The sequence below is a fragment of the Staphylococcus saprophyticus subsp. saprophyticus ATCC 15305 = NCTC 7292 genome (assembly GCF_000010125.1).
GTDB lineage: Bacteria > Bacillota > Bacilli > Staphylococcales > Staphylococcaceae > Staphylococcus > Staphylococcus saprophyticus.
In genome coordinates, this window is record NC_007350.1 from 1661128 (window position 1) to 1681648 (window position 20521).

A 20521-nucleotide genomic window follows, 5' to 3' on the forward strand; every position below is an offset into this window, starting at 1 on the left:
GTGCTATGAATCTTTACTATCTTTCGAATCTTTTTCACTATCTTGCTCCTCTGAGGACTGACCATCAATAGCTTCTGAAGATAAAGTTACTTCAATCTTATCATTTTTGCTTACTTTCTGACCTTTGGTTGTTGATTGTTGTGAAACAAATCCACTACCTTTAGTCGTTATCTTCACATTCGCAAGATTTTCAAATGCTACCACTTCTTCTTTTGTCCAACCTGACATATCTGGCATTGTTATATCGCCATCAGTGAGTAACAAGACTTTACTGTTTGGTAATACTTTTTTATTTGCAGTTACCGATTGTTTTGTAATTTTCTCACCGTCACCAATAACGATTGGTTCTAACGATTTGCTATTCACTTTATCTTGCGCTTTTTGAGTTTCTTGACCTTCAACTTCAGGTACTTCACTATATTTAACATCTGACTTGTCTTTAGATTCTTTATCTCCAACATTTAGATATTTCAATGTGTTTTCCATAATTGGTTTGAACGCCTTACTGACACCCATTTCATATGCCTCTTGATCATTTTTCTGAGCTAAACTCATACCAGCATAAACAATCACTTCTGGATCATCTTTAGGTGCATCACCAATAAAGCTAACAAAATAAGGATTTTCTCCATTAACATAACCACCGTTATCTGAGTCAGCTACTTGTGCGGTACCTGTTTTACCAGCTACATCATAACCATCAATTTGATAATTTTTCGCGTGACTGTCTTCACTATTAACTACTTTATCTAATTCAGTACGAACTTTTTTAGCAGTATCTTTAGTTATCGGTTTGCCTGCATATTCTTTCTTACCTTTGAAGAAAGTATCTTTGCTTACTGGATTTGAAATACTGTTAACATACCATGGTTTCAACATATTACCATCATTAAAGAATGCTGATTGTGCTCTTAGCATTTGCACTGGGGTAACTGTTGTAGATTGACCAAAGGCAGATGTTTTCTGTTGAGCTTCATTATCCCAAGCGATGCCGCCTGTAGCTTCACCGTCAAACATACCATTTGTCGACTTACCGAAACCAAATTTCTCGTACCAATCCTTCATTTTATCTGCACCTACTAAATCTTGCAAATGCATCATTAATGTATTTGAAGAATAAGTGAAACCAAGTGACATTGGGATTTTACCCCAACCCACTTTATTCCAGTCAGAAATTTTTGAACCCATTACTTCTCTTGGTTCAGCTGTATATTTTTTATCTGGATCAAATTTACCCTCTTGAATAGCTGCTGCTAAACCATATGATTTAAAAGTAGAACCCGGTTCATACGTATTTTGATACAAGTCGTTTGCCCATTTTTTACCAAAATCTTTACCAGTTTCAGGATTAAAAGTTGGTCTTTGGCTATACGCCAATATCTCTCCTGTATGTGCGTCCATCACTACTGCAAATAAATCTTTTGGTTTGTAATGTTCTACCATGCCATCCAATGCTTCTTCAACGAATACTTGAATATTCGAATCGAGTGTAAGATGAACATCATCACCGCGTTTAGGTGTTTGCTCTTTCTTAGTATTTGGCGCTATATATCCCCAGATATCATGAATATAAGATAACGCACCTTTTTGACCAGATAAATAACTATCAAAAACTTTCTCTACGCCCATAGCACCTTTCAATTCTCCATTGTCTGGATTCTTTTGTGCCATACCGATTAAATGAGACGCAAAGTTTCCATTAGGATAAAATCTTTCGGTTTCAGGATATAGTGTGATACCTGGAAGTTTCATTTTTTCTATTTTTTCTTTTTCTTGATAAGTCAAATCTGTACCTTTTTGACCAAATTCAACTTGGAAAGCTTTTTTATTATTTAATTTATCTTCAATTTCTTTAGCCGACATATCAACAACGGTAGCCAATTTTTTCGCAGTTTTCTTTTTGTCAGTTACATGTTTAGGTTTATCGCTACCTTCACTTGCTTTTTTATCAACAATTGCAACTACTTTATACCGTTCAACATCTTCTGCTAATACCTTGCCGTTTCGATCGTAAATTTTCCCTCGTTCTGGTTGTTCTTGGGTGTTTACTAAGTATTTCTCATTTGCCTTCATTATTAAGTCTTCTCCAGAAGAATGTCCGGTCAACATAATATATGAATATCTTAAAACCAACGTAAAAAAGAGCAGTCCGAATCCAAGGATGAGTAGGACTGCCCCTATTTTACTTTGTTTTATTTGAAATTTGGGTTTTTTAAATCTAATTTTTCGCTTCGACATTATTACGCACTACCTTTACATTGTCGTTCTTAAGGCTCATTCCTTCGTTTTTAGCCTTATCGTAAATGCGTTCATATGAAGAGTTCTTTTTAATTTCAGATTCTATTGCGCTGTTTTCACTTGATTGTTTTTCGATTTTTGTATCTAAATCTGCAATTTTTCCTCGAGTATCATACGCATCCATTTTTAAAGATAGCATATATATACTTATTAAAGCAATTACTGTTATTAGTCCTATGTATAACATCTTCTCAAACTTTGTAAGTTGAACTACTACCTTGCGTTTTACGGTTTTGGTCTGGGTCGACGGTGGCGACTCAGGTATTTGTGTCTCTATGTCGTTATAAGGTTGATATATCTTTTCTACTGCCACTCAACATTCACTCCTTATTTTAATATTTCTGCAACACGTAACTTCGCACTACGCGCTCGATTATTTTCTTCAAGATCTTCGTCAGTTGCGATAATAGGTTTACGGTTAACGCGTTTCAATTTAGGTGTGTATGCTTCAGGTATTACTGGTAATCCCCTTGGTACATCTGGCCCCTTTTCGTACTCTTGAAACATTTGTTTACATAACCGATCTTCCAATGAATGGAATGTGATGACTGAAATTCTACCATCCATTTTTACTGCATCAATTGCTTGTTCTAATGAATCTTCAAATGCCGATAATTCGTCATTTACAGCAATTCTAATTGCTTGGAATATTCTTTTAGCTGGATGTCCACCTTTTCGTCTTGCTTTAGCTGGAATACCTTCTTTAATAACATCTACAAGTTCTAATGTCGTTTCGATTGGCTTTTGCTCTCTATTTTGTTCTATGCGTCGGGCAATTTGTTTAGAGAATTTTTCCTCACCATAACGATGAAATATTCTGACTAATTTTTCGAATTCCCATTCATTTACTACTTCGAAAGCAGATAATGATTGTGTTTGATCCATACGCATGTCCAGTTTTGCATCATGATGGTAACTAAAACCTCGCTCAGGAACGTCCAGTTGCGGACTAGAAACACCAAGGTCGTAATAAATACCATCTACTTTTTCAATATTCAGATCATTTAAAATTTCAGTTATTTTTCTAAAGTTGTTATGGACGAAGGTCACTTTATGTAAGTGTTCTTTCAATACTTCTTTTGCGTTTTCTATAGCTGTTGTATCTTGATCTATCGCAATAAGTCTACCTTCGTCTCCGAGTTGATTTAATAAATAGAGTGCGTGGCCTGCTCCACCTAATGTACAGTCGACATACACGCCATCTTCCTTAATATTTAAATAATCAATGGTCTCTTTAAGCATTACACTGACATGATGAAACAATTTAGCACCTCCATTTAAAAATCAAAATCAATTAAGTCTTCAGCAATATCTTCAAAACTTTCTTCAGATTCATCATAGAAACTGCTCCAAGTTTCTCTGTCCCAAATCTCAATGCGATTTGAAACCCCTATTACTGTACATTCCTTACTTAAGTTCGCGTATTGGCGTAAATTTTGTGGAATATTAATACGCCCTTGTTTATCTAACTCAACTTCAACAGCACCAGAGAAGAACATACGCATAAATTTACGTGCGTCTTTTTTAGTCATTGGTAATGTCTTCATCTTCTCTTCGATGACTTGCCATTCTTCTAAAGTGTAGCCAAACAAACATTTATCAAGGCCGCGAGTGATTATAAAACGCTCATTTAAGTCATAGCGAAACTTGGATGGAACGATCATACGTCCTTTTGTATCCAATTGGTGCTCGTATTCTCCCATGAACATTTATAATCACCTTACCTTCTCATATATATAATTTACCACATCTCACCACTATCCTCCACTAATTATACAAATTTAACTAGTTTTTCTTAAAAAGCGTAAAAAAATACCCGATTCATCAAATTGATGAATCGGGTGAATCCCTTTCATATCTAGGGTTTAACAATAATATGATCAAATGTGTAAGAAAGTGGGGGGTAGGTGGAGGGACTGAACACGTCTATCCCAAAATCGTTCATTATTTGAAGTGGATTCCAAATTCTTTCTTGCAATCCGCCCATCGGATGAAGTGTTTCACTTAATTCTTTAAAGTGCTTCATACTTATTTCATTTTTTCTTTCAATATTCAATAAATACCTATTAATTAAATACTCATATTGTTTTTGGTGTATATGATTGTTTTTCTCTACTAATAACTGGTTATCATTGTTACCAGCAACTTCAGTTAGTAGTGATTGATACAATTTTTCTTGTTGCACCTTAATTTCTTCCACTTTATCAACAAATGTTTGAGATGCTTGCGCACGTATGAATTTTTCCTTATCTTTTTCAATACCTTGTTCTATAATCGAATGCTGTTTTAATTGATATTGACTAAGTAATTTTTCAGTTCGTGGATACAAGTAACTAATTCTTAATCGTGGTAATACAATTGGCATCGATACATCCAATGTATTAAAAACTTCACTCAGTTCCGTCCAATATTTAATTTCACTTGGACCACCAATAAAAGCAACTGTATTAAATAACCATTCTTCCATTATTGGTCGTGTGACTACGTTATTTGAAAAACGTTCTGGTTCAACTTCAAGTATTTTTAATAATTCCTCTTTAGTCATGTATTTATCTGATTTACTTAGGTAAAATTGATTATCTTTAAAAGTAAGTAACTGTCTCATGTTATCTTCATGTAAAAATAAATGTACATTCGTATCAGTCTGTATCATTTGTTCTAATCCATTAGCAATCGTGTTTTGTTGATTATTTCTAAATGACGCATCTACATCTTGATGATGTTCAATAATTTTTTGGATAAATGGTTGTTCTAATTTACGTAATTCAGTATTGTTTGCGTCAATCAATAATAAACCATACGCTTTAAACACTTCGTTCAACAACGCTTTAAACATATCCGTCCAGCTATCATACTGATCAATAATCTTCGTACACATTTCAATCATTTGCTTAGAATGTGTGGTTTCGTTCATTTCTTTAAAAAATAGTTTCAACGCGTCTTTTAATTGCGCTTTATCAGGATAATATGTTGAGACGCTTGCTTCAGGTGGCGTCATTGTATGATATTTTATTTTTTGTAATTTTGCATTTTGAGCATTATAGGCATAAGTATGATTTACTTCATCAAAATCATGATCTTCACCAGCAATCCAAAATACTGGTATTACATTTGTATTATAGTCTTTTGAGAGTTTTTCACTCATCGTTATAATAGAAAATATTTTATGAAAAGTATATAAAGGCCCACCAAACAATCCAGCTTGTTGTCCACCTATGATGACTTTTGCGCCTTCGCTTAATAATGAAATATTTTGCAATTGCTTCTCTGTTAATGTTAAGTCGCTCATGTAATTTTTAATAACTTGAGCTAATGCCACTTCTCTGCCATTATTCGACATTGATAAACGTTCACTATAGCTCTTTTCTTGCATAGCATCAAAGTGATAAAACTGTCCTATTTTTGAATCACTATCTTTGATTTTAGAAATAAATTGATCTTTTTCATTAAGTTTTGTAATCATACAATCCATGCGTAATTCTCCTTATGTTACTCTATTCCTAATTAGTATAAAGTTTATATACATCATTGACAATTTAACGGCTTATAATTTTCAAATTTTAATAACCTATATAATATGTACACACTTAGATCACTTCATTTTTCAAAAAACTTCAGTATCTATTTTATATATATATAAACAACTATACATATATGTTTAAACTATCGTTTTTGTGAAAAAACAATAAAAATAAGGTATAATAGAATAAATGATAACAAAGGGGGAAGATGCGATGAGTAGTGTAAAGCGTCTTGATATAAATTATAAAACAGACGAACTATTCGAAGATTTCAGAAACTTCGGTAATAAAGATTTGTATTTAGTAGATGAACTTCGAGGAGAAATGATTGATGCAAGTTCAGATTCACCTTTCTATGGTATTTATGTAGGTGATTGTTTAGGGGCTCGAATGGCACTATATCGTAAAGGAGAAGTTGAGGAAACTCATTTCCCGGGCTTTGATGATTATAACGTAATTTGGAAATTAGAAGTGCTACGTGATTTTCAAGGTCGTGGTTATGGCACATCTTTATTAGATTTTGCCAAAGATCAAGGCTTACCAATCAAAGTCATCGCACGAAATCAATCTAAAGATTTTTTCATTAAACAAGGTTTTACAGATTTAGAAGAAACAAATAGAGATGGTCATGATGTTTTAGTTTGGACTCCATAATCAAACGGGTCCTAATAAAATGAAAAGTGCCCTTCAAAGCAATCATTAAAAAATGAAAACTTTGAAGGGCATTTTATATGACTTGAATTCGTTTAGTAATAATTAAATGAACGGTTAAACATACGCGATTACTTCTTTTAACGAATTCACTACATAATCTGGTTTAATTTCCGTATCATTTGTTTTATTTCTTGGATTAAACCAACATGTCTCGATATTCGCATTTTTCCCACCTAAAATATCAGAAGACATAGAATCACCTATAATCATTGCGTAACCTCGTTTATCTTCACCTATCTTATTAAATACGTAATCAAAAAATTCAGGCATCGGTTTTTGGTATCCTGTTTGTTCAGAAACAAAAATATCTTTAAACCAATGACCTATCTTCGTTTTTTCAATTCGTCTTTCTTGCGTTTCTAAAACACCATTAGTCACTATATACAAATCGTGATGTTCTTTTAATTGTTTTAAAGTTTCAATTGTTTGATCAAAATGTTTAATCGGTGCATTCGCAAGTTCATCTCTAAAGATTTGATCAGCTAACTTACCATCTATCTTCATTTGATGTAAATGAAAGTATGCCTCAAAACGTTTACTTAAAACTTCATCTTTAGTTAATTCATTCTTTTGAAAAGCATCCCAATGTGCCTGATTTATTTTTTTAAATGTATGCAAATCATTTTGGTTGGTCTTTATTTGAAATTGTTGTGTCATTTCATAAAATGCATATGCTTCTGCATCGTCAAAATCCACCAATGTGTCATCAAAATCTATAAGTAAACTTTTCGTTCTCATTTTGTCACCCTCTAGTACGCTTAAATATATTTATTTCAAATATATCATATTCTTTAATTTCTCCATATTATTATATACTTATATAACACAAAAATGGCCAAGGTTATCACCCTGACCATTGTTTATGATATTAATAATACTAAAATCCGAATAATTTTGATAATACGCCTACACCGTTTTCTACGATGCTTACAATGCTTGTTCCTAATTTCGCGCCGTCTCCAGCGATGCCTGCTTGTACTGTTTCTTTGATTGCGTTAAATAAGTCTGCCATTATAATAAGCCCCTTTAAGTATTATTTTTAATTCTGGATTAAAGTCCTAATGCTTTGCCAATTAATGATGCGCCGTTAGAAATAATATCTAAAACGCCTGATCCAATTTTTGCGCCGTCTGCAGCAATACCTGCTTGAACTGTGTTTTTGATTGCTTCGAATAAACCTTCCATTATAATAAGCCCCTCGATAAAAAATTAGATTATTATGACTGTTTTTAATGTAGTGAACGATATTTACTAAAATCTTATTTCGTCTAGCTATCGTTCGATATATATACTATAAGATATGACGTGATTTAATTGTCGATTTTTCTTACTTAGTCATAAATTGGCTTTAACTGTCCTTTTATCTCAAATTCAAAACAGTTTCGCATGCCTAACTGTATTATGCACAATTTAATATCGCACAATTAAGTAAACAGAATATTTCTTTTGAGTTTGTTTAGTATTTTAAAGTATGAAATTGAATATCATTATGTAATTGATTATTACTTTCATGATCTAACCGCAAAATGGATGCTAATTTAAAAAGTATGATAAATAGAGGGCATAATAAAATGCCATGCGCTAATCAATGCAGTATAAGCACATCGACAGCAATGTATTTTAGAGATTTATCATTATTTACAAAAAAAGACTAAGCACATAAAAAATGTCTTAGTCTTTTTAGCCAGTTAGTGAATGGCTAGATGGAACTATGAAATCGTTATTGGACCATTCGATTTCTGTCGCTCGCTTTAGTTTTTTTACTTTTCGTTTTATGGACCAAATTTAAATCTCTTGGATCTTAACTTTCCTCTACAAAATCACGATTAGCAGTGATAAATGTATCTTTAAAAGTTTTGAGTCTTGGCGTCCCCTTAGGTGATAGTACAATTTTTTGAATGTCTACATGATCGCTAACAGATAATACATTCACTGCTTCTCCATCGAATTTTCTGTTTGAGTATTCCTTACATTTTTTCAAGATGTTAACGCTTCTAGGTTGATTATAAATATATTGGGCTTGTTTCGATTTATTAACTGCTTGAATAAATTGCTTATTTGCAGTTAAATAGTGACCTTTTTCTGTCTGAAGTCTTGGTGTCCCGTTTCGCGTATATACCAATGCTTTAATATTTATTAATTCCCCCATTTCAATGGTCATTTGAGCAGGTTGTTTAAATTCAACATCATCATACAGTTTGGCTTGTTTCACAAGAGAAATCGCTTTAGGGTTATATGTTAAATATTTACTATCATCCACTTTTTTGGACTTCGGTTTTATTGTTGATATGAATTCTGCTTTAAATCCTTGTCTTTTAAGATTTATAGTAGTATTTGCATTGGGTAAGTTCATATTGACGTTTACGAATTTATAACCATCGTAAATAATACTAATATTGAAATCAAAATCACATTGCTTCAAATCATCAGTCCTAAAATAAATATATTGATTTTTTTCCTCAAATTCTACATCTATTGTATTGATTTCATTATTAAGTTCAGTCAGTACAACCTTGTTAATTACCTTATTATCATCTTTATATAAACGAACGACCTCTTTCATTTCATTATCGATAAAGTGTGTGCCTTCATAAACTGCGAAAAGAGGTTCTTTGATAGGTAACGCTTCTGTTAAATTATCAGACATTAAAAAATATATTTGGTTATCTTTAACATACTTTTTAGCGTTTCCACCTTGTATAACCAATTTTATGAAATCACATAATTCCTGATATGACTCATGTGTTAAAAAGTGATAGATATTTCTAAATTTATCATTCAATAAATAGTATTCTAAATTTTTACCATGAGTTTCTAGCGTGCGCTCCATCTGATTAAACAAATCATAAAACGCTTGCTTATCTTCAGCATTTAAAAATCGCTTGTTATTAAATAAACGCGACATAAAATCCATTTCAATAATTCTACTAATCGCTTGATATTCAGCGTTTTCAGGAATATCTAATTTTAGTACTTCTTCTAAAACAGATAAGTTTAATTGTGTTTTCTCAATAATGCTCGTTTCGCCGACTAAAGATTGGTTATAAGAATAACGGTTAACATGATATACCGGACTCGGATTCATCGACGCCGTTTGACATCTTGAGATCGCATCTATAAAAAATAACTTATCTTCTCCATACTTCATATGTTTGAATTTTATATTATTATCTAAAATAATTTGACGTTTTATGATTTTTCCAGGTGGACCTACAGCTCTAAATATACGTTCAATTTCATAAGGAACTAAATGATTGGCGACTTTATACGAGCTAAATCTACCTAATTTCTTAATTGCTTTTTCAGTATGTTTAACACTTTGACCAAATGCGACATCTGAATGATGATCCACTGCTTGATTTAATAATGTTGGCAATCCTTCTGCGTCTAACCAATCATCGGCATCCAAAAACGTAATATACTCACCTTGCGCATTGTTTATCCCTACATTTCTAGGTTCCGAAGGGCTCCCTGTATTTTCATTTAATTTAATCAATTTAATAAAATTGTATTTAGCCACAAATTCTTCTATTATTTCTAAAGACTGATCACTAGAACAATCATCTACAAAAATTGCTTCAATGGCTTCTTTATTTATATTTAAATTATTAATAGACTCTACACATGATTCTAAAAATAACTCTTTGTTGTATACAGGTACTATGATAGATAGCAATTTCTTCATTGCATGAATCCCCTTTTAAATAAATTCTGTTTGATACTTATATATGTTAATGCTAAATGTTTTCTAACACTTTTATAATCTAAGTTGTAGATATAATTGAATACTTAAAAATTAATTTTTGAGAAAGTCTTATCTTACGTTAACATACAATAACCATATACTACACATATAATCATTAAATATATTATAGGAATATATTTAATAGAAAAATCAATATTTCAACCTTCTAAGTATAAGATGAAAAATCTCGAATTTTAATCATATTGCGTCATATAAATTAACAATTCCTCGAAAAATTTCGAATTTGCTTTTGACCCTTCAATACAAATACATGTTTATGGTTACTTTGCATTTTAATTTTTTCTAGCACTTGCGGTTTTCTATCAATTGGATAGCGCCAAATATATTTTAAGAATGTGAAAGTTAACCTTTCTTCACAACTTTCTCTCATATCTATACGTGTTTTTCCTATATTTGCAATATATCTTTTAAACACTCTGTAAAAACAAACGACTCTAGGTAAATCTATAAAATGATTGTATCTGCTTCATTAATTTTTTCATCAAATAGCGATGAATCATTGCCATCAATTATCCATTTATTATTTTGAATCAATTGCTTATGTATCTTAATTTGTTCGTCATAACGCATCATCTGCCAATTTGGTTTCCAAAAATACATATCTAAATGATAAACAGGGACTTTAAGTATCTTTGATAATTGACGTGAAAATGTTGATTTTCCTGATCCAGAAGACCCAACAACCATTACCTTATCCATCGTTCTACCTCCATTTAACTATGTTGAAAGTTATAGACATTATGATATGAGTGGTAAGTAACGTTAAGCATATACGATTAAGCATATATTGTGAATCATTTTGTAGAATATGATACTAAATATCACTGTAATGGAAACAATAGCCAAACACTAAATCTGTATATTTTACGTTTATTAGAACGTAGAGCCTTTGAATATTTTTTATTGTTTCTCTGTCCTTACTATTTCCAACCAACCATTTCGCCCATTTTCGCAATTTAAAAAACAGCTAACTATTTATTTGAATGAGTTGTTAATTTATTTGATTTTGCATATTATTAAATTAACATGAAAACAAGGTGTAACTCATTTCTAAAATTCAATATAAGGGGGAATTTCATATGAATCATTGGATTAACTTTATTATTATGTCATTACTCATACTTATTGTACCGGGGCCTAGTTTTTTTGCAGTTATAAAAAACAGTACACATGGTGGCATTAAAAGCGGTATTTCCACAACATTAGGTATCGCCAGTGCCCATTTAATTTACGCTACATTAGCAACACTTGGGCTTATTTTTATACTCGTAAGTTCACAAACTATATTTTTATTAATCAAAATATTAGGTGCAGCCTACATTATTTATCTTGGTTTGAAAAACATACTGAATGCGCACAAATTTGAGTATGATAAATCAGATGGCTTAAATACAGAAAAACCCGATTTATTTAAGTCATATAAACAAGGATTCATCACTATGATTTTAAATCCAAAAGCAATTCTATTTTATATTAGTATATTACCTCAATTTATAAACCATCAAAGTAACCAAAGTATCCAAGTAGCAATATTTTCAATCCTATTTATAATAACTGTAATCACATGGTTTAGTTTATGTACTTTGGTCTTTAATTACATAAAAATCATCTTTGAAAAACCTAAGGTTAAAATGTGTTTCGATTATATCGTTAGTACAACTTTAATTGCATTATCCCTCAAGATATTAACTACAAAACATTAAATGATTACAATATCGTTTTTGTTAATTACTTTTTGGTTATTGCGAGTCTTATATATAAATAAATGTCTTAGAGTCAAAATAGCTTAACTTATAAACAATTTAAAAACTCATAGTAGATTGTCCACTAAGTATTTTCATATATATGACCACACTATGATTTATGTGTTCAATGAATTACTAAAATATTATAAAACTGCTTGCTTATATAATTTGTTGATATTTTGTGTTGTTTTAATTTGTATGTTGAAAAAAGGGCAACACACATAAGTGTATCGCCCAATTGAGCCCGTTAAAAAGACGGTTCCTGAAATTTATAGTTAAAAAATAACCCTCAACCTGCCAAATAAACCACTACCGTCAAGGTAGACACCTTAAATATAAAATTAATTATTTAGATACGTTCCAGAGTTTGGCAATAATTTGTGAAATTACAGAACGTATCTTTTATTTTTATAATAATTTCACTTAATATAGAAGTAAATACAAAAGCTAGAACAGTAAATGCTGTTCTAGCTTTTGTATTAGTTAATATTATTTCATTCAAACTGTTGGACAAACTTATAATAAATTGTTTTTCTTAGTTCTTAATAAGCGCAATGAATTTAGTATAACTAATATCGCTGCGCCAGTGTCGCTGAATACGGCTAACCAAAGTGTTAGTAACCCAGGGAATACTAAGATAAAAGCAATCATTTTAATAATAATAGAGAAATATATATTTTGTTTAATTATATTCTTAGCTTTGTTACTAATAGTGATAGTGTCTGTTAGTTGATGTACATTATCTGACATTAATACAACATCTGCTGTTTCCATTGCAGTATCTGAACCAATACCGCCCATTGCAATACCAACTTCGCTTTGTGCTAAAGCAGGGGCATCATTGATACCATCACCAATCATTCCTACACGATAGCCTTTGCTTTGTAAATCTTTGATAGCTGATAATTTATCTTCAGGCATTAACTCAGCATAAACCTCTTTGATACCTGAAAGTTGCGCTATTTTATGTGCAGTTCCTTTATTATCACCTGTAAGCATTATAGTATTTTTAATATTACTTCCATTTAATTGTTGTAATGTTTGCTTAATATCCGACCTTAATGGGTCTTCAACAGTAATAAAACCATGGATTTTATCTGCTGTTGCAATAATAATAACTGTATATCCTTGTTGCTCATATGAATATATTTCTTCTTTATAATTTACAATATTTTCATTTATAGATTCGATTAACTTTATGTTTCCTGCATAAATATTATTATGGTCAATTTTACCTTTAATACCTCGTCCAACAATATTTTCAAAATCAGTAACATCGTATGTTATAGATTTAAATTGTGAGACATAATCAACAATTGCATTGCTAATTGGATGCGTTGAGTATGATTCTAAACTTAGCGCAATATTCAAAAACATTTCTTTGTCAGATTCGATTGTTTTAATTTCTGAAACTTTTGGGCGTCCTTCAGTCAGCGTTCCAGTTTTATCAAAAGCTAAAGCTGAAAGTGTACCTAAAGCTTCCAAATGGTTGCCACCTTTGATAAGTACACCTTTTTTTGCTGCGCTACCAATCCCAGTGACAATAGCTACAGGAGTCGAAATAACTAGTGCACACGGACATGCTATGACAAGTAGTTCAAGTCCTTTATAAAACCATTCTCCCCATGTTCCTAAAGAAAAAATAGGAGGGATTACCATTACTAATAATGCTAATATGAATACAATGGGTGTATAAATTTCAGAAAACCGGTCGATAAAAGCTTGTGTAGGTGCTTTGTTTTCTTGTGCTTCTTCAACCATATGAATGATTTTAGACAGTGTGGTATCTTTAACTAATCTTGAAACACGTATTTTTAAAGTCCCGTTTTCATTAATAGAACCTGCATAAGCTTCTTCATTTATCGTTTTGTCTACAGGAATAGATTCACCAGTTATAGGTGCCTGATTTAAACTTGAATATCCTTCTATAATCGTACCATCTAGTGGTACTCGATCGCCTGGTTTTACAAGTAAAATTTCTCCAATACTAATATCTTTTAAGTTTTTTGAAATTATCCCCGTCTCTGTTACAACGTTTGCTTCTGCTGGTGTAATATCCATTAACGATTGAATAGAATTTCTTGTTTTATCTATAGAAATAGTTTGTAATAAAGTGCCAATAGTAAATAGTAAAACGACGATTGCGCCTTCAAAAAACTCACCAATTAATATGGCACCAATAACAGCTACAGACATTAAAACATTCATATCTAAACTCTTAGATTTAATAGCATAATAGGCACTTTTTAAGGGTTTTATACCACTGACTACAATAGCTATGATATACATCAAATTAGTTATCCAAATGGGTAGTGATACCATAGATGAAACAATACCAAGGATAAGAAATAGTGTTGATATAATAGGCTTACTAAACAAACGCCACTTTGTATTATTATTTTTATTACTGGATTGTAATGTAGCAGAATAACCGATTTTAGAAACTTCTTTTTCAATATTTTTAGTTTGATTGCCTTCAAAATCAATCTGCATTTTTCCAGTTGAAAAACTAACTTGTGTGTCATTTACATAGGGTAAATTGTTCAAATGTTTTTCAATACTTTTAGCACAACTACCACAATCCATACCTTCTATTGAAAATATTGTATAGTTTTGATTGCTATCATTTTCTTCGATACCATAACCCAATTTTTTTAGTGTTTGAGTCACTTGATTAATACTACTTTGAGATTTTAGTCCAACGCTTAATTTACTTGTAGAAAAATTAACTTTAGGATTAGTTACATCGTCTAAAGGTCTTAACGCTTTTTCAATGGTTATTGCACATGAACTACAATCCATACCTGTTACTTTAAAATTATAATTTGAAAATGGGGTGGCTACTTCATCGTCTTCTTCAGAACTATTACTCATAGCATTACATGAAATGTTATGAGTTGAATCGATGCTTTCACCGTTATTTGTACAGCATTCGTCATTTTGATTTGCTACCTTAGGCTCATTACTACAACACTTATTTTCGTTAACTGAGTTACTTGTACAACAAGTATTAGATTCAGCTTTATTATTACAGCAATTAGTACTCATTTAAGTCATCTTCTTTCGTTATATAGTATGATACTGGCAACTTTGAATATCATCTTCAGTATTTTCAACTACAGAATCAATAAGTTTAAGCAGTTCTAAAATTTGATTGTTTTTTATTTGGTAATAAACGTATTTACCTTCTTGTCTAGAATTAACCAAACCACACCCTTTGAGACAAGATAAATGTTGAGAAATACTAGATTGACTTATTTGAGATTGTTTAACAATCTCATTGACAGTCATTTCTTTCGATTTAAGTAGCTCTAATATCATCAAACGTACTTTATTAGAAAGACCATGTATAAAATGTGCTTTTAACTCAATATCATGCATTTAATCACCTCATATTACCTAAGACTAATATAAATAACATATTACCATTTGATAATATGTTATTCAATCCTTTTTATAATGTTAATTAGAATTTCGTTTGTCCTAATTAATTTTATTAGTTAGTCTGTAATTATTCTTTCTTAAGATACGTTCCTATATTCATTTGGTGTTAGTCCATCAAATTTTGGAACATATCTTTTATTCATATAATAATTAATATATTCACTGATGCCTGTTTCAAGATCTTCATATGTGCTGAATTGATTTCTATAGTAATATTCTGATTTTAACGTACCCCAAAAAGCTTCTATCGGTTGATTATCTAAACAACTTCCTGCTTTTGACATACTAATTTTTACGTTATGTGTATCTAAATAGTTCTTGTAATGTTTAGAAGTGTATTGAAAACCTCTGTCACTATGTAAAATTGTATTAGATGCATCATTATTTTGTAAGGCTAATTTCAATATGTCCATAACCAATTTTAAATCATTACGCTTACTCACTTTATAAACAATTATACTTAAATCATACCTATCAATTATAGCGCTAATATAAGCTTTTTGACCTTTTCCATAATTTAAGTAACTAATATCTGTAAACCATTTTTGATTTGGTTTATTGGCTTCAAAATTTCTATTCAATATATTTTCAGCTGTGAAATGTGGTTTGATTCTAGTCCAATTAGGACGTTTTTTTCTGATTTGTGCTTGTAAACCTAAAATTCGCATAATTCTTCTAATACATTTTATATTAACATTTAAATTGCACTCTCTTTTTAAAGCGTAATGTATCCTTACTACACCGAAGGTTTCTTTAGAGTTCTTAAATATACACTTAATTTCTTTTGCAATTAATTTAGAGCGTTTTTCATTATTAGAAATTTCTTTATTACACCATTTATAATAACCACTACGGCTGACTTCTAGACGCTCGCATAACATTTTAATACTGTAATTTTGTTCTCTGTTGAGCTCAAATATCATTTGATATAAATGTTCTTTATGACCTAATGAAAATGATTGTTTCGATACTTGAACTCTTGCCACTTTTTTACGATTGCTTTATCCATTTCTAAGTATTCTATTCTTGTTTTTAGTTTTTTATTTTCTAATTTTATTAGTTCTATTTCAGATAATTCTTGTTTTTTATTTTTTCCACGTTTATCTTTTAATCCATCTATACCATTCTTTTTATAGCTCTTCACCCAATGGTATATTTGATGGTAGGAAACACCATATTCCACGGAAGCCTCTTGATAGTTATAATTTTTAGCTATGACATTTTCAGTAATTTCAATACGTTCAGATAAAGTTGTTTTTCTTGATTTATTCATAGTGGAAAACCCTTTCCCTGTGTGCTTGTTAGATTTTCCCTTTTTATAATTTCTTAACCACAATTTTAAAACTGATATAGAGCTAATATTATACTTGTTAACAACTTTATACAGTGGAATATTCCTTTCTAACACATCTTCTATAGCTATTGCTTTAATCTCTGCAGAGTATTTATTTCTTTTACTAAAAGGTTTTAATCCATCTACACCATAAGCTTTATATCTTCTTACCCATTCTTGTAATGTAGCGCTAGAAACTCCATTGTTTTTTGCTGTACTATATCTAGATATATTTCCATCAACTATATCTTCAACTATTTTAATACGCTTTTCTAAAGGCATCTTATTTGTAGTCATAAAAAATACACTCCCCTAATTATAGTTCACTTTTTATATTTAAAGTGTCTACTTTTAGGGGAGTGTATCAAAAGTTGGGATGGTTATTTTTTATGGCTTGATTTAACAATTGTGATTGCTATACCTAACAAGGTAACGATGAATGTACCGAAACCTAACATTAAGTACGGCACTTCTACAATTGAAACCAAACAAGGCGTCTCCTTTCTAAAGATTTTGTCGGTACTTTCATAAGCACCACCTCACTTTATACTGATATTAGCCACCATCTATCCAACTTGCTCACCTTAATCTGCTTTCTTCAAATCTTTCCATTTCGCTTACTATCCCGCTTACATTAATACTATAAAAAAAGAACCTTGCAAGCGCAAGATTCTTAATTGAATAATATGTAATTTATTCTTTTAGTGTCCTGGGAGGGCTGCTATACAGCCCTTATTATCAGTTTTTGTAGCGTTTTAGTGCCATGCCAGTGCCATAAAAATATTGATTATATATTTCTTACATTTTAATGGTAGAAACTAGTTCGTTATCTTTAACGTTACTAAATCTATTATTGTGCAATTTTAAACACCTTGACAGATTCTTGTTATTACTTTTACGATTGTATATTGATGTTTAAAAGGACTTGTGGAATTACTGTTTTAAAAGACTTTTAAAATGTTATATTTCTATGAGCGTCTGCACTTTTTTAAATAATCTGTCTTTTTTTGCCCTAAAAAATATTCACCTATTCACTTAGGTGGGCTTTTCCATATTGGTATAGTTTTTCTGCATTCTTTAATGATAGATTGTCTAAATCACGTTTCCCGTTTCTTAAAGTAGAAATTATAGCTTGATTTATAAGTGTGTTCTTATATATTTGATAACCAGTTATCTCGCTTTCAATTAGTTTTTTGATTACCTGTTTGTATTCACTCATAATTATCACGCTCGTTTTTATTTAAATAGTGGAAGGTTAAGATAGCTAGTTTCCGCTAGCTAAAATCATTATATACTATTTATTTTTTGTGAAAAAATTTATGTTAAGTAAATTTACATAAAAATAACAGCCTGTGGGGGCAGACTGTTAAAAATATATCATTTTACAAAAGGTGAATTGCGCTAGTTTTTCACTAGCTAATTTTAATATACAATAATAAGAGTAATTAAAAAAATCTATGTCAACTTTAATAACAATAATAACTACTCAACGATATGCTCGGGCGGACTGATGTGTTTCCATAATAGCTCCCTTATTTTATCTCCACAATATCTTTTAAATTCAACACACTCATTCCAGTATCTTCATACATGTGTAGTGTTTTAGTATGCACGTCTACTTTATGAATATAACCTACTTTTGTTTTAATATATCCAGTTTCGAAGTAACGCAATTCAATTGATGGGTCATTATACATTTTGAAAATTAATGTGTTATTAAGGTCATTCAATTGATCGTCGTCTAATATCGGTCTATCAATCTTATTTTGATCTTGTATGTATTGTTCTAGTTGCTCGTATTGTTCGGGGAGTGTCTTGAAGGCTTGCCACTTAACGATGCCTCTACTTTCTGGTATATGTGAATTAAGATATTCTCTCGATATATTGCGATAATCAGTTTCGTATTTATATTCATCTGGTGCGTTAGGATTTATTATTTTCATATTATCACCTCAAAAAAATGGAATAGTTTTACTAGCTTCTATAATGTCCTTAGTAAAGAAAAATTGCTTGCCTTCACCAGTATAAGCTGGGTTTAAAACCATATTCGCTTTAGCATTATATAACCACTCTGGATTAATTCCAGAATTTAATATTTCTTGAAATTCTTGAAAATTTTTACTCCAATCTAAATTAGGTTTCATATAATCACCTCATGAATATAATAGAACACTTGTTCGCATATGTAAATAAAAAAATAACCTCCCAAAATTATCAGGGTGGTTATTTTTCTCTATGGTTACTTTCTAATTACTTTCATAATAAATGAAACTATAAATATTAAGGTTCTGTTGCAAAGTAAAAAAATATAGCTAACCACTAATTTATCATGTCAGTGTTCGCTTAACTTGCTAGCATGATGCTAATTTCTTGGCATGGCGAAAATCCGTAGATCTGAAGAGACCTGCGGTTCTTTTTATATAGAGCGTAAATACATTCAATACCTTTTAAAGTATTCTTTGCTGTATTGATACTTTGATACCTTGTCTTTCTTACTTTAATATGACGGTGATCTTGCTCAATGAGGTTATTCAGATATTTCGATGTACAATGACAGTCAGGTTTAAGTTTAAAAGCTTTAATTACTTTAGCCATTGCTACCTTCGTTGAAGGTGCCTGATCTGTAATTACCTTTTGAGGTTTACCAAATTGTTTAATGAGACGTTTGATAAACTCATATGCTGAATGATTATCTCGTTGCTTACGCAACCAAATATCTAATGTATGTTCCTCTGCATCAATGGCACGATATAAATAGCTCCATTTTCCTTTTATTTTGATGTACGTCTCATCAATACGCCATTTGTAATAAGCTTTTTTATGCTTTTTCTTCCAAATTTGATACAAAATTGGGGCATATTCTTGAACCCAACGGTAGACCGTTGAATGATGAACGTTTACACCACGTTCCCTTAATATTTCAGATATATCACGATAACTCAATGCATATCTTAGATAGTAGCCAACGGCTACAGTGATAACATCCTTGTTAAATTGTTTATATCTGAAATAGTTCATACAGAAGACTCCTTTTTGTTAAAATTATACTATAAATTCAACTTTACAACAGAACCTTTGAAAGTAACTTTTAAAAGGCATACTATTAAATTAACTAAAACAAGGAGATTTTATCAATGAAAGCAGCAGTTTGGTATGGTCAAAAGGATGTACGAGTTGAAGATCGAAAATCTAAAGAGTTACAAGATAATGAGGTTAAAGTTAAAGTGTCTTGGGCTGGCATTTGTGGGACAGATTTACATGAATACTTAGAAGGCCCTATATTTATTTCAACAGACAAACCTGACCCGTTCCTTGGCCAAAAAGCGCCCGTTACATTAGGCCACGAATTTGCAGGTGTAGTAGATGATATTGGTTCTAAGGTTACAAAATTTAATAAAGGCGATCGTGTTGTCATTAATCCTACAGTTTCAAATCGTGAAAAAGAAGAAAATATTGATCTTTACGATGGTTATTCATTTATAGGTTTAGGTTCTGATGGTGGATTTGCAGAATTTACAAATGTCCCAGAAGAGAACGATTTTTCTAACTAGAATTTTAATTATAGACATAAATTTACACTCTTTGTAATTCTAGGCTAGTTATTTTTTATGAAGAACTTTAATGTACTTTTGTATATTTCGTTTTAGTTATTTTATGATTAAAAAGCATTTTGTTAAAGAAAGGCCTTACTATTAACTAT

The 20521-nt window shown here is 31.0% G+C and carries 21 protein-coding genes and 1 pseudogene; 3 read left to right on the forward strand and 19 right to left on the reverse strand.

From position 1 onward, the window contains the following. Positions 1-3 precede the first annotated feature (3 nt). The 5 genes from SSP_RS08050 to bshC form a co-directional block, all read right to left on the reverse strand. Positions 4-2238 carry a penicillin-binding protein gene (locus SSP_RS08050; RefSeq protein ID WP_011303327.1) on the reverse strand — a complete coding sequence of 745 codons (2235 nt, stop codon included), beginning with the start codon at positions 2236-2238 and terminating at the stop codon, positions 4-6. After that, on the reverse strand, positions 2219-2611 hold the full coding sequence (gene ftsL / locus SSP_RS08055) for a cell division protein FtsL (RefSeq protein WP_011303328.1): 393 nt from the start codon (positions 2609-2611) through the stop codon (positions 2219-2221). The genes SSP_RS08050 and ftsL overlap by 20 nt, the downstream gene beginning before the upstream one ends. Before the next feature lie 14 nt (positions 2612-2625). After that, positions 2626-3561 (reverse strand): 16S rRNA (cytosine(1402)-N(4))-methyltransferase RsmH, encoded by a 936-nt coding sequence (gene rsmH, locus SSP_RS08060; RefSeq protein ID WP_011303329.1) that lies wholly within the window; start codon positions 3559-3561, stop codon positions 2626-2628. A gap of 14 nt (positions 3562-3575) precedes the next feature. Next, positions 3576-4007, reverse strand: a complete 432-nt coding sequence (mraZ, locus tag SSP_RS08065; RefSeq protein WP_011303330.1) for a division/cell wall cluster transcriptional repressor MraZ — start codon at positions 4005-4007, stop codon at positions 3576-3578. A gap of 149 nt (positions 4008-4156) precedes the next feature. Continuing rightward, complete coding sequence (gene bshC, locus SSP_RS08070) at positions 4157-5770, reverse strand: bacillithiol biosynthesis cysteine-adding enzyme BshC (RefSeq protein WP_011303331.1); 1614 nt, start codon at positions 5768-5770, stop codon at positions 4157-4159. Between the two features lie 262 nt (positions 5771-6032). Between bshC and SSP_RS08075 the strand changes: the two genes are divergently transcribed. Beyond that, positions 6033-6473 carry an N-acetyltransferase gene (locus SSP_RS08075; RefSeq protein ID WP_011303332.1) on the forward strand — a complete coding sequence of 147 codons (441 nt, stop codon included), beginning with the start codon at positions 6033-6035 and terminating at the stop codon, positions 6471-6473. 114 nt (positions 6474-6587) lie between these two features. On the opposite strand, the gene SSP_RS08080 is transcribed toward SSP_RS08075, so the two are convergent. From SSP_RS08080 to SSP_RS13190, 5 genes are all read right to left on the reverse strand, one after another. Further along, a complete protein-coding gene (locus tag SSP_RS08080) occupies positions 6588-7271 on the reverse strand; it encodes a YjjG family noncanonical pyrimidine nucleotidase (RefSeq protein ID WP_011303333.1) in 684 nt (227 codons plus the stop codon). 139 nt (positions 7272-7410) lie between these two features. Next, complete coding sequence (locus tag SSP_RS08085; protein ID WP_011303334.1) at positions 7411-7545, reverse strand: beta-class phenol-soluble modulin; 135 nt, start codon at positions 7543-7545, stop codon at positions 7411-7413. 38 nt (positions 7546-7583) lie between these two features. After that, positions 7584-7718 carry a beta-class phenol-soluble modulin gene (locus tag SSP_RS08090; protein WP_011303335.1) on the reverse strand — a complete coding sequence of 45 codons (135 nt, stop codon included), beginning with the start codon at positions 7716-7718 and terminating at the stop codon, positions 7584-7586. 616 nt (positions 7719-8334) lie between these two features. Then, positions 8335-10218 carry a glycosyltransferase family 2 protein gene (locus tag SSP_RS08095; protein WP_011303336.1) on the reverse strand — a complete coding sequence of 628 codons (1884 nt, stop codon included), beginning with the start codon at positions 10216-10218 and terminating at the stop codon, positions 8335-8337. 525 nt (positions 10219-10743) lie between these two features. Then, a complete protein-coding gene (locus SSP_RS13190) occupies positions 10744-10998 on the reverse strand; it encodes an adenylate kinase (protein WP_011303338.1) in 255 nt (84 codons plus the stop codon). 380 nt (positions 10999-11378) lie between these two features. Here SSP_RS13190 and SSP_RS08105 point away from each other — a divergent pair, with 380 nt between their 5' ends. Continuing rightward, a complete protein-coding gene (locus SSP_RS08105; protein ID WP_011303339.1) occupies positions 11379-12002 on the forward strand; it encodes a LysE family translocator in 624 nt (207 codons plus the stop codon). 558 nt (positions 12003-12560) lie between these two features. On the opposite strand, the gene SSP_RS08110 is transcribed toward SSP_RS08105, so the two are convergent. The 9 genes from SSP_RS08110 to SSP_RS08145 all read right to left on the reverse strand — a co-directional run bounded on the left by SSP_RS08110 (position 12561) and on the right by SSP_RS08145 (position 19839). Continuing rightward, on the reverse strand, positions 12561-15092 hold the full coding sequence (locus SSP_RS08110; protein WP_011303340.1) for a heavy metal translocating P-type ATPase: 2532 nt from the start codon (positions 15090-15092) through the stop codon (positions 12561-12563). Between the two features lie 18 nt (positions 15093-15110). Continuing rightward, positions 15111-15425, reverse strand: a complete 315-nt coding sequence (locus tag SSP_RS08115) for an ArsR/SmtB family transcription factor (protein WP_011303341.1) — start codon at positions 15423-15425, stop codon at positions 15111-15113. Positions 15426-15565: 140 nt separating this feature from the next. Next, positions 15566-16474 carry an IS3 family transposase gene (locus SSP_RS08120; protein WP_011303342.1) on the reverse strand — a complete coding sequence of 303 codons (909 nt, stop codon included), beginning with the start codon at positions 16472-16474 and terminating at the stop codon, positions 15566-15568. Next, complete coding sequence (locus SSP_RS08125; protein WP_011303343.1) at positions 16435-17118, reverse strand: helix-turn-helix domain-containing protein; 684 nt, start codon at positions 17116-17118, stop codon at positions 16435-16437. The genes SSP_RS08120 and SSP_RS08125 overlap by 40 nt, the downstream gene beginning before the upstream one ends. A gap of 83 nt (positions 17119-17201) precedes the next feature. Continuing rightward, entirely contained in the window at positions 17202-17309 is a 108-nt protein-coding gene (locus SSP_RS13000) for a putative holin-like toxin (RefSeq protein ID WP_011303344.1), read from the reverse strand. 539 nt (positions 17310-17848) lie between these two features. After that, entirely contained in the window at positions 17849-18040 is a 192-nt protein-coding gene (locus tag SSP_RS13195; RefSeq protein WP_011303345.1) for a hypothetical protein, read from the reverse strand. 313 nt (positions 18041-18353) lie between these two features. Continuing rightward, positions 18354-18764, reverse strand: coding sequence for a YolD-like family protein (locus SSP_RS08135; protein ID WP_011303346.1), 411 nt, complete (start codon positions 18762-18764; stop codon positions 18354-18356). Between the two features lie 9 nt (positions 18765-18773). After that, positions 18774-18965 carry a hypothetical protein gene (locus SSP_RS08140; protein ID WP_011303347.1) on the reverse strand — a complete coding sequence of 64 codons (192 nt, stop codon included), beginning with the start codon at positions 18963-18965 and terminating at the stop codon, positions 18774-18776. A gap of 199 nt (positions 18966-19164) precedes the next feature. Then, positions 19165-19839 (reverse strand): IS6-like element IS257 family transposase, encoded by a 675-nt coding sequence (locus tag SSP_RS08145; protein ID WP_011303348.1) that lies wholly within the window; start codon positions 19837-19839, stop codon positions 19165-19167. Between the two features lie 116 nt (positions 19840-19955). On the opposite strand from SSP_RS08145, the pseudogene SSP_RS08150 reads away from it, so the two are divergent. Beyond that, positions 19956-20357: pseudogene (locus SSP_RS08150) on the forward strand (alcohol dehydrogenase catalytic domain-containing protein); the annotation flags it as partial. Positions 20358-20521: the final 164 nt, after the last annotated feature.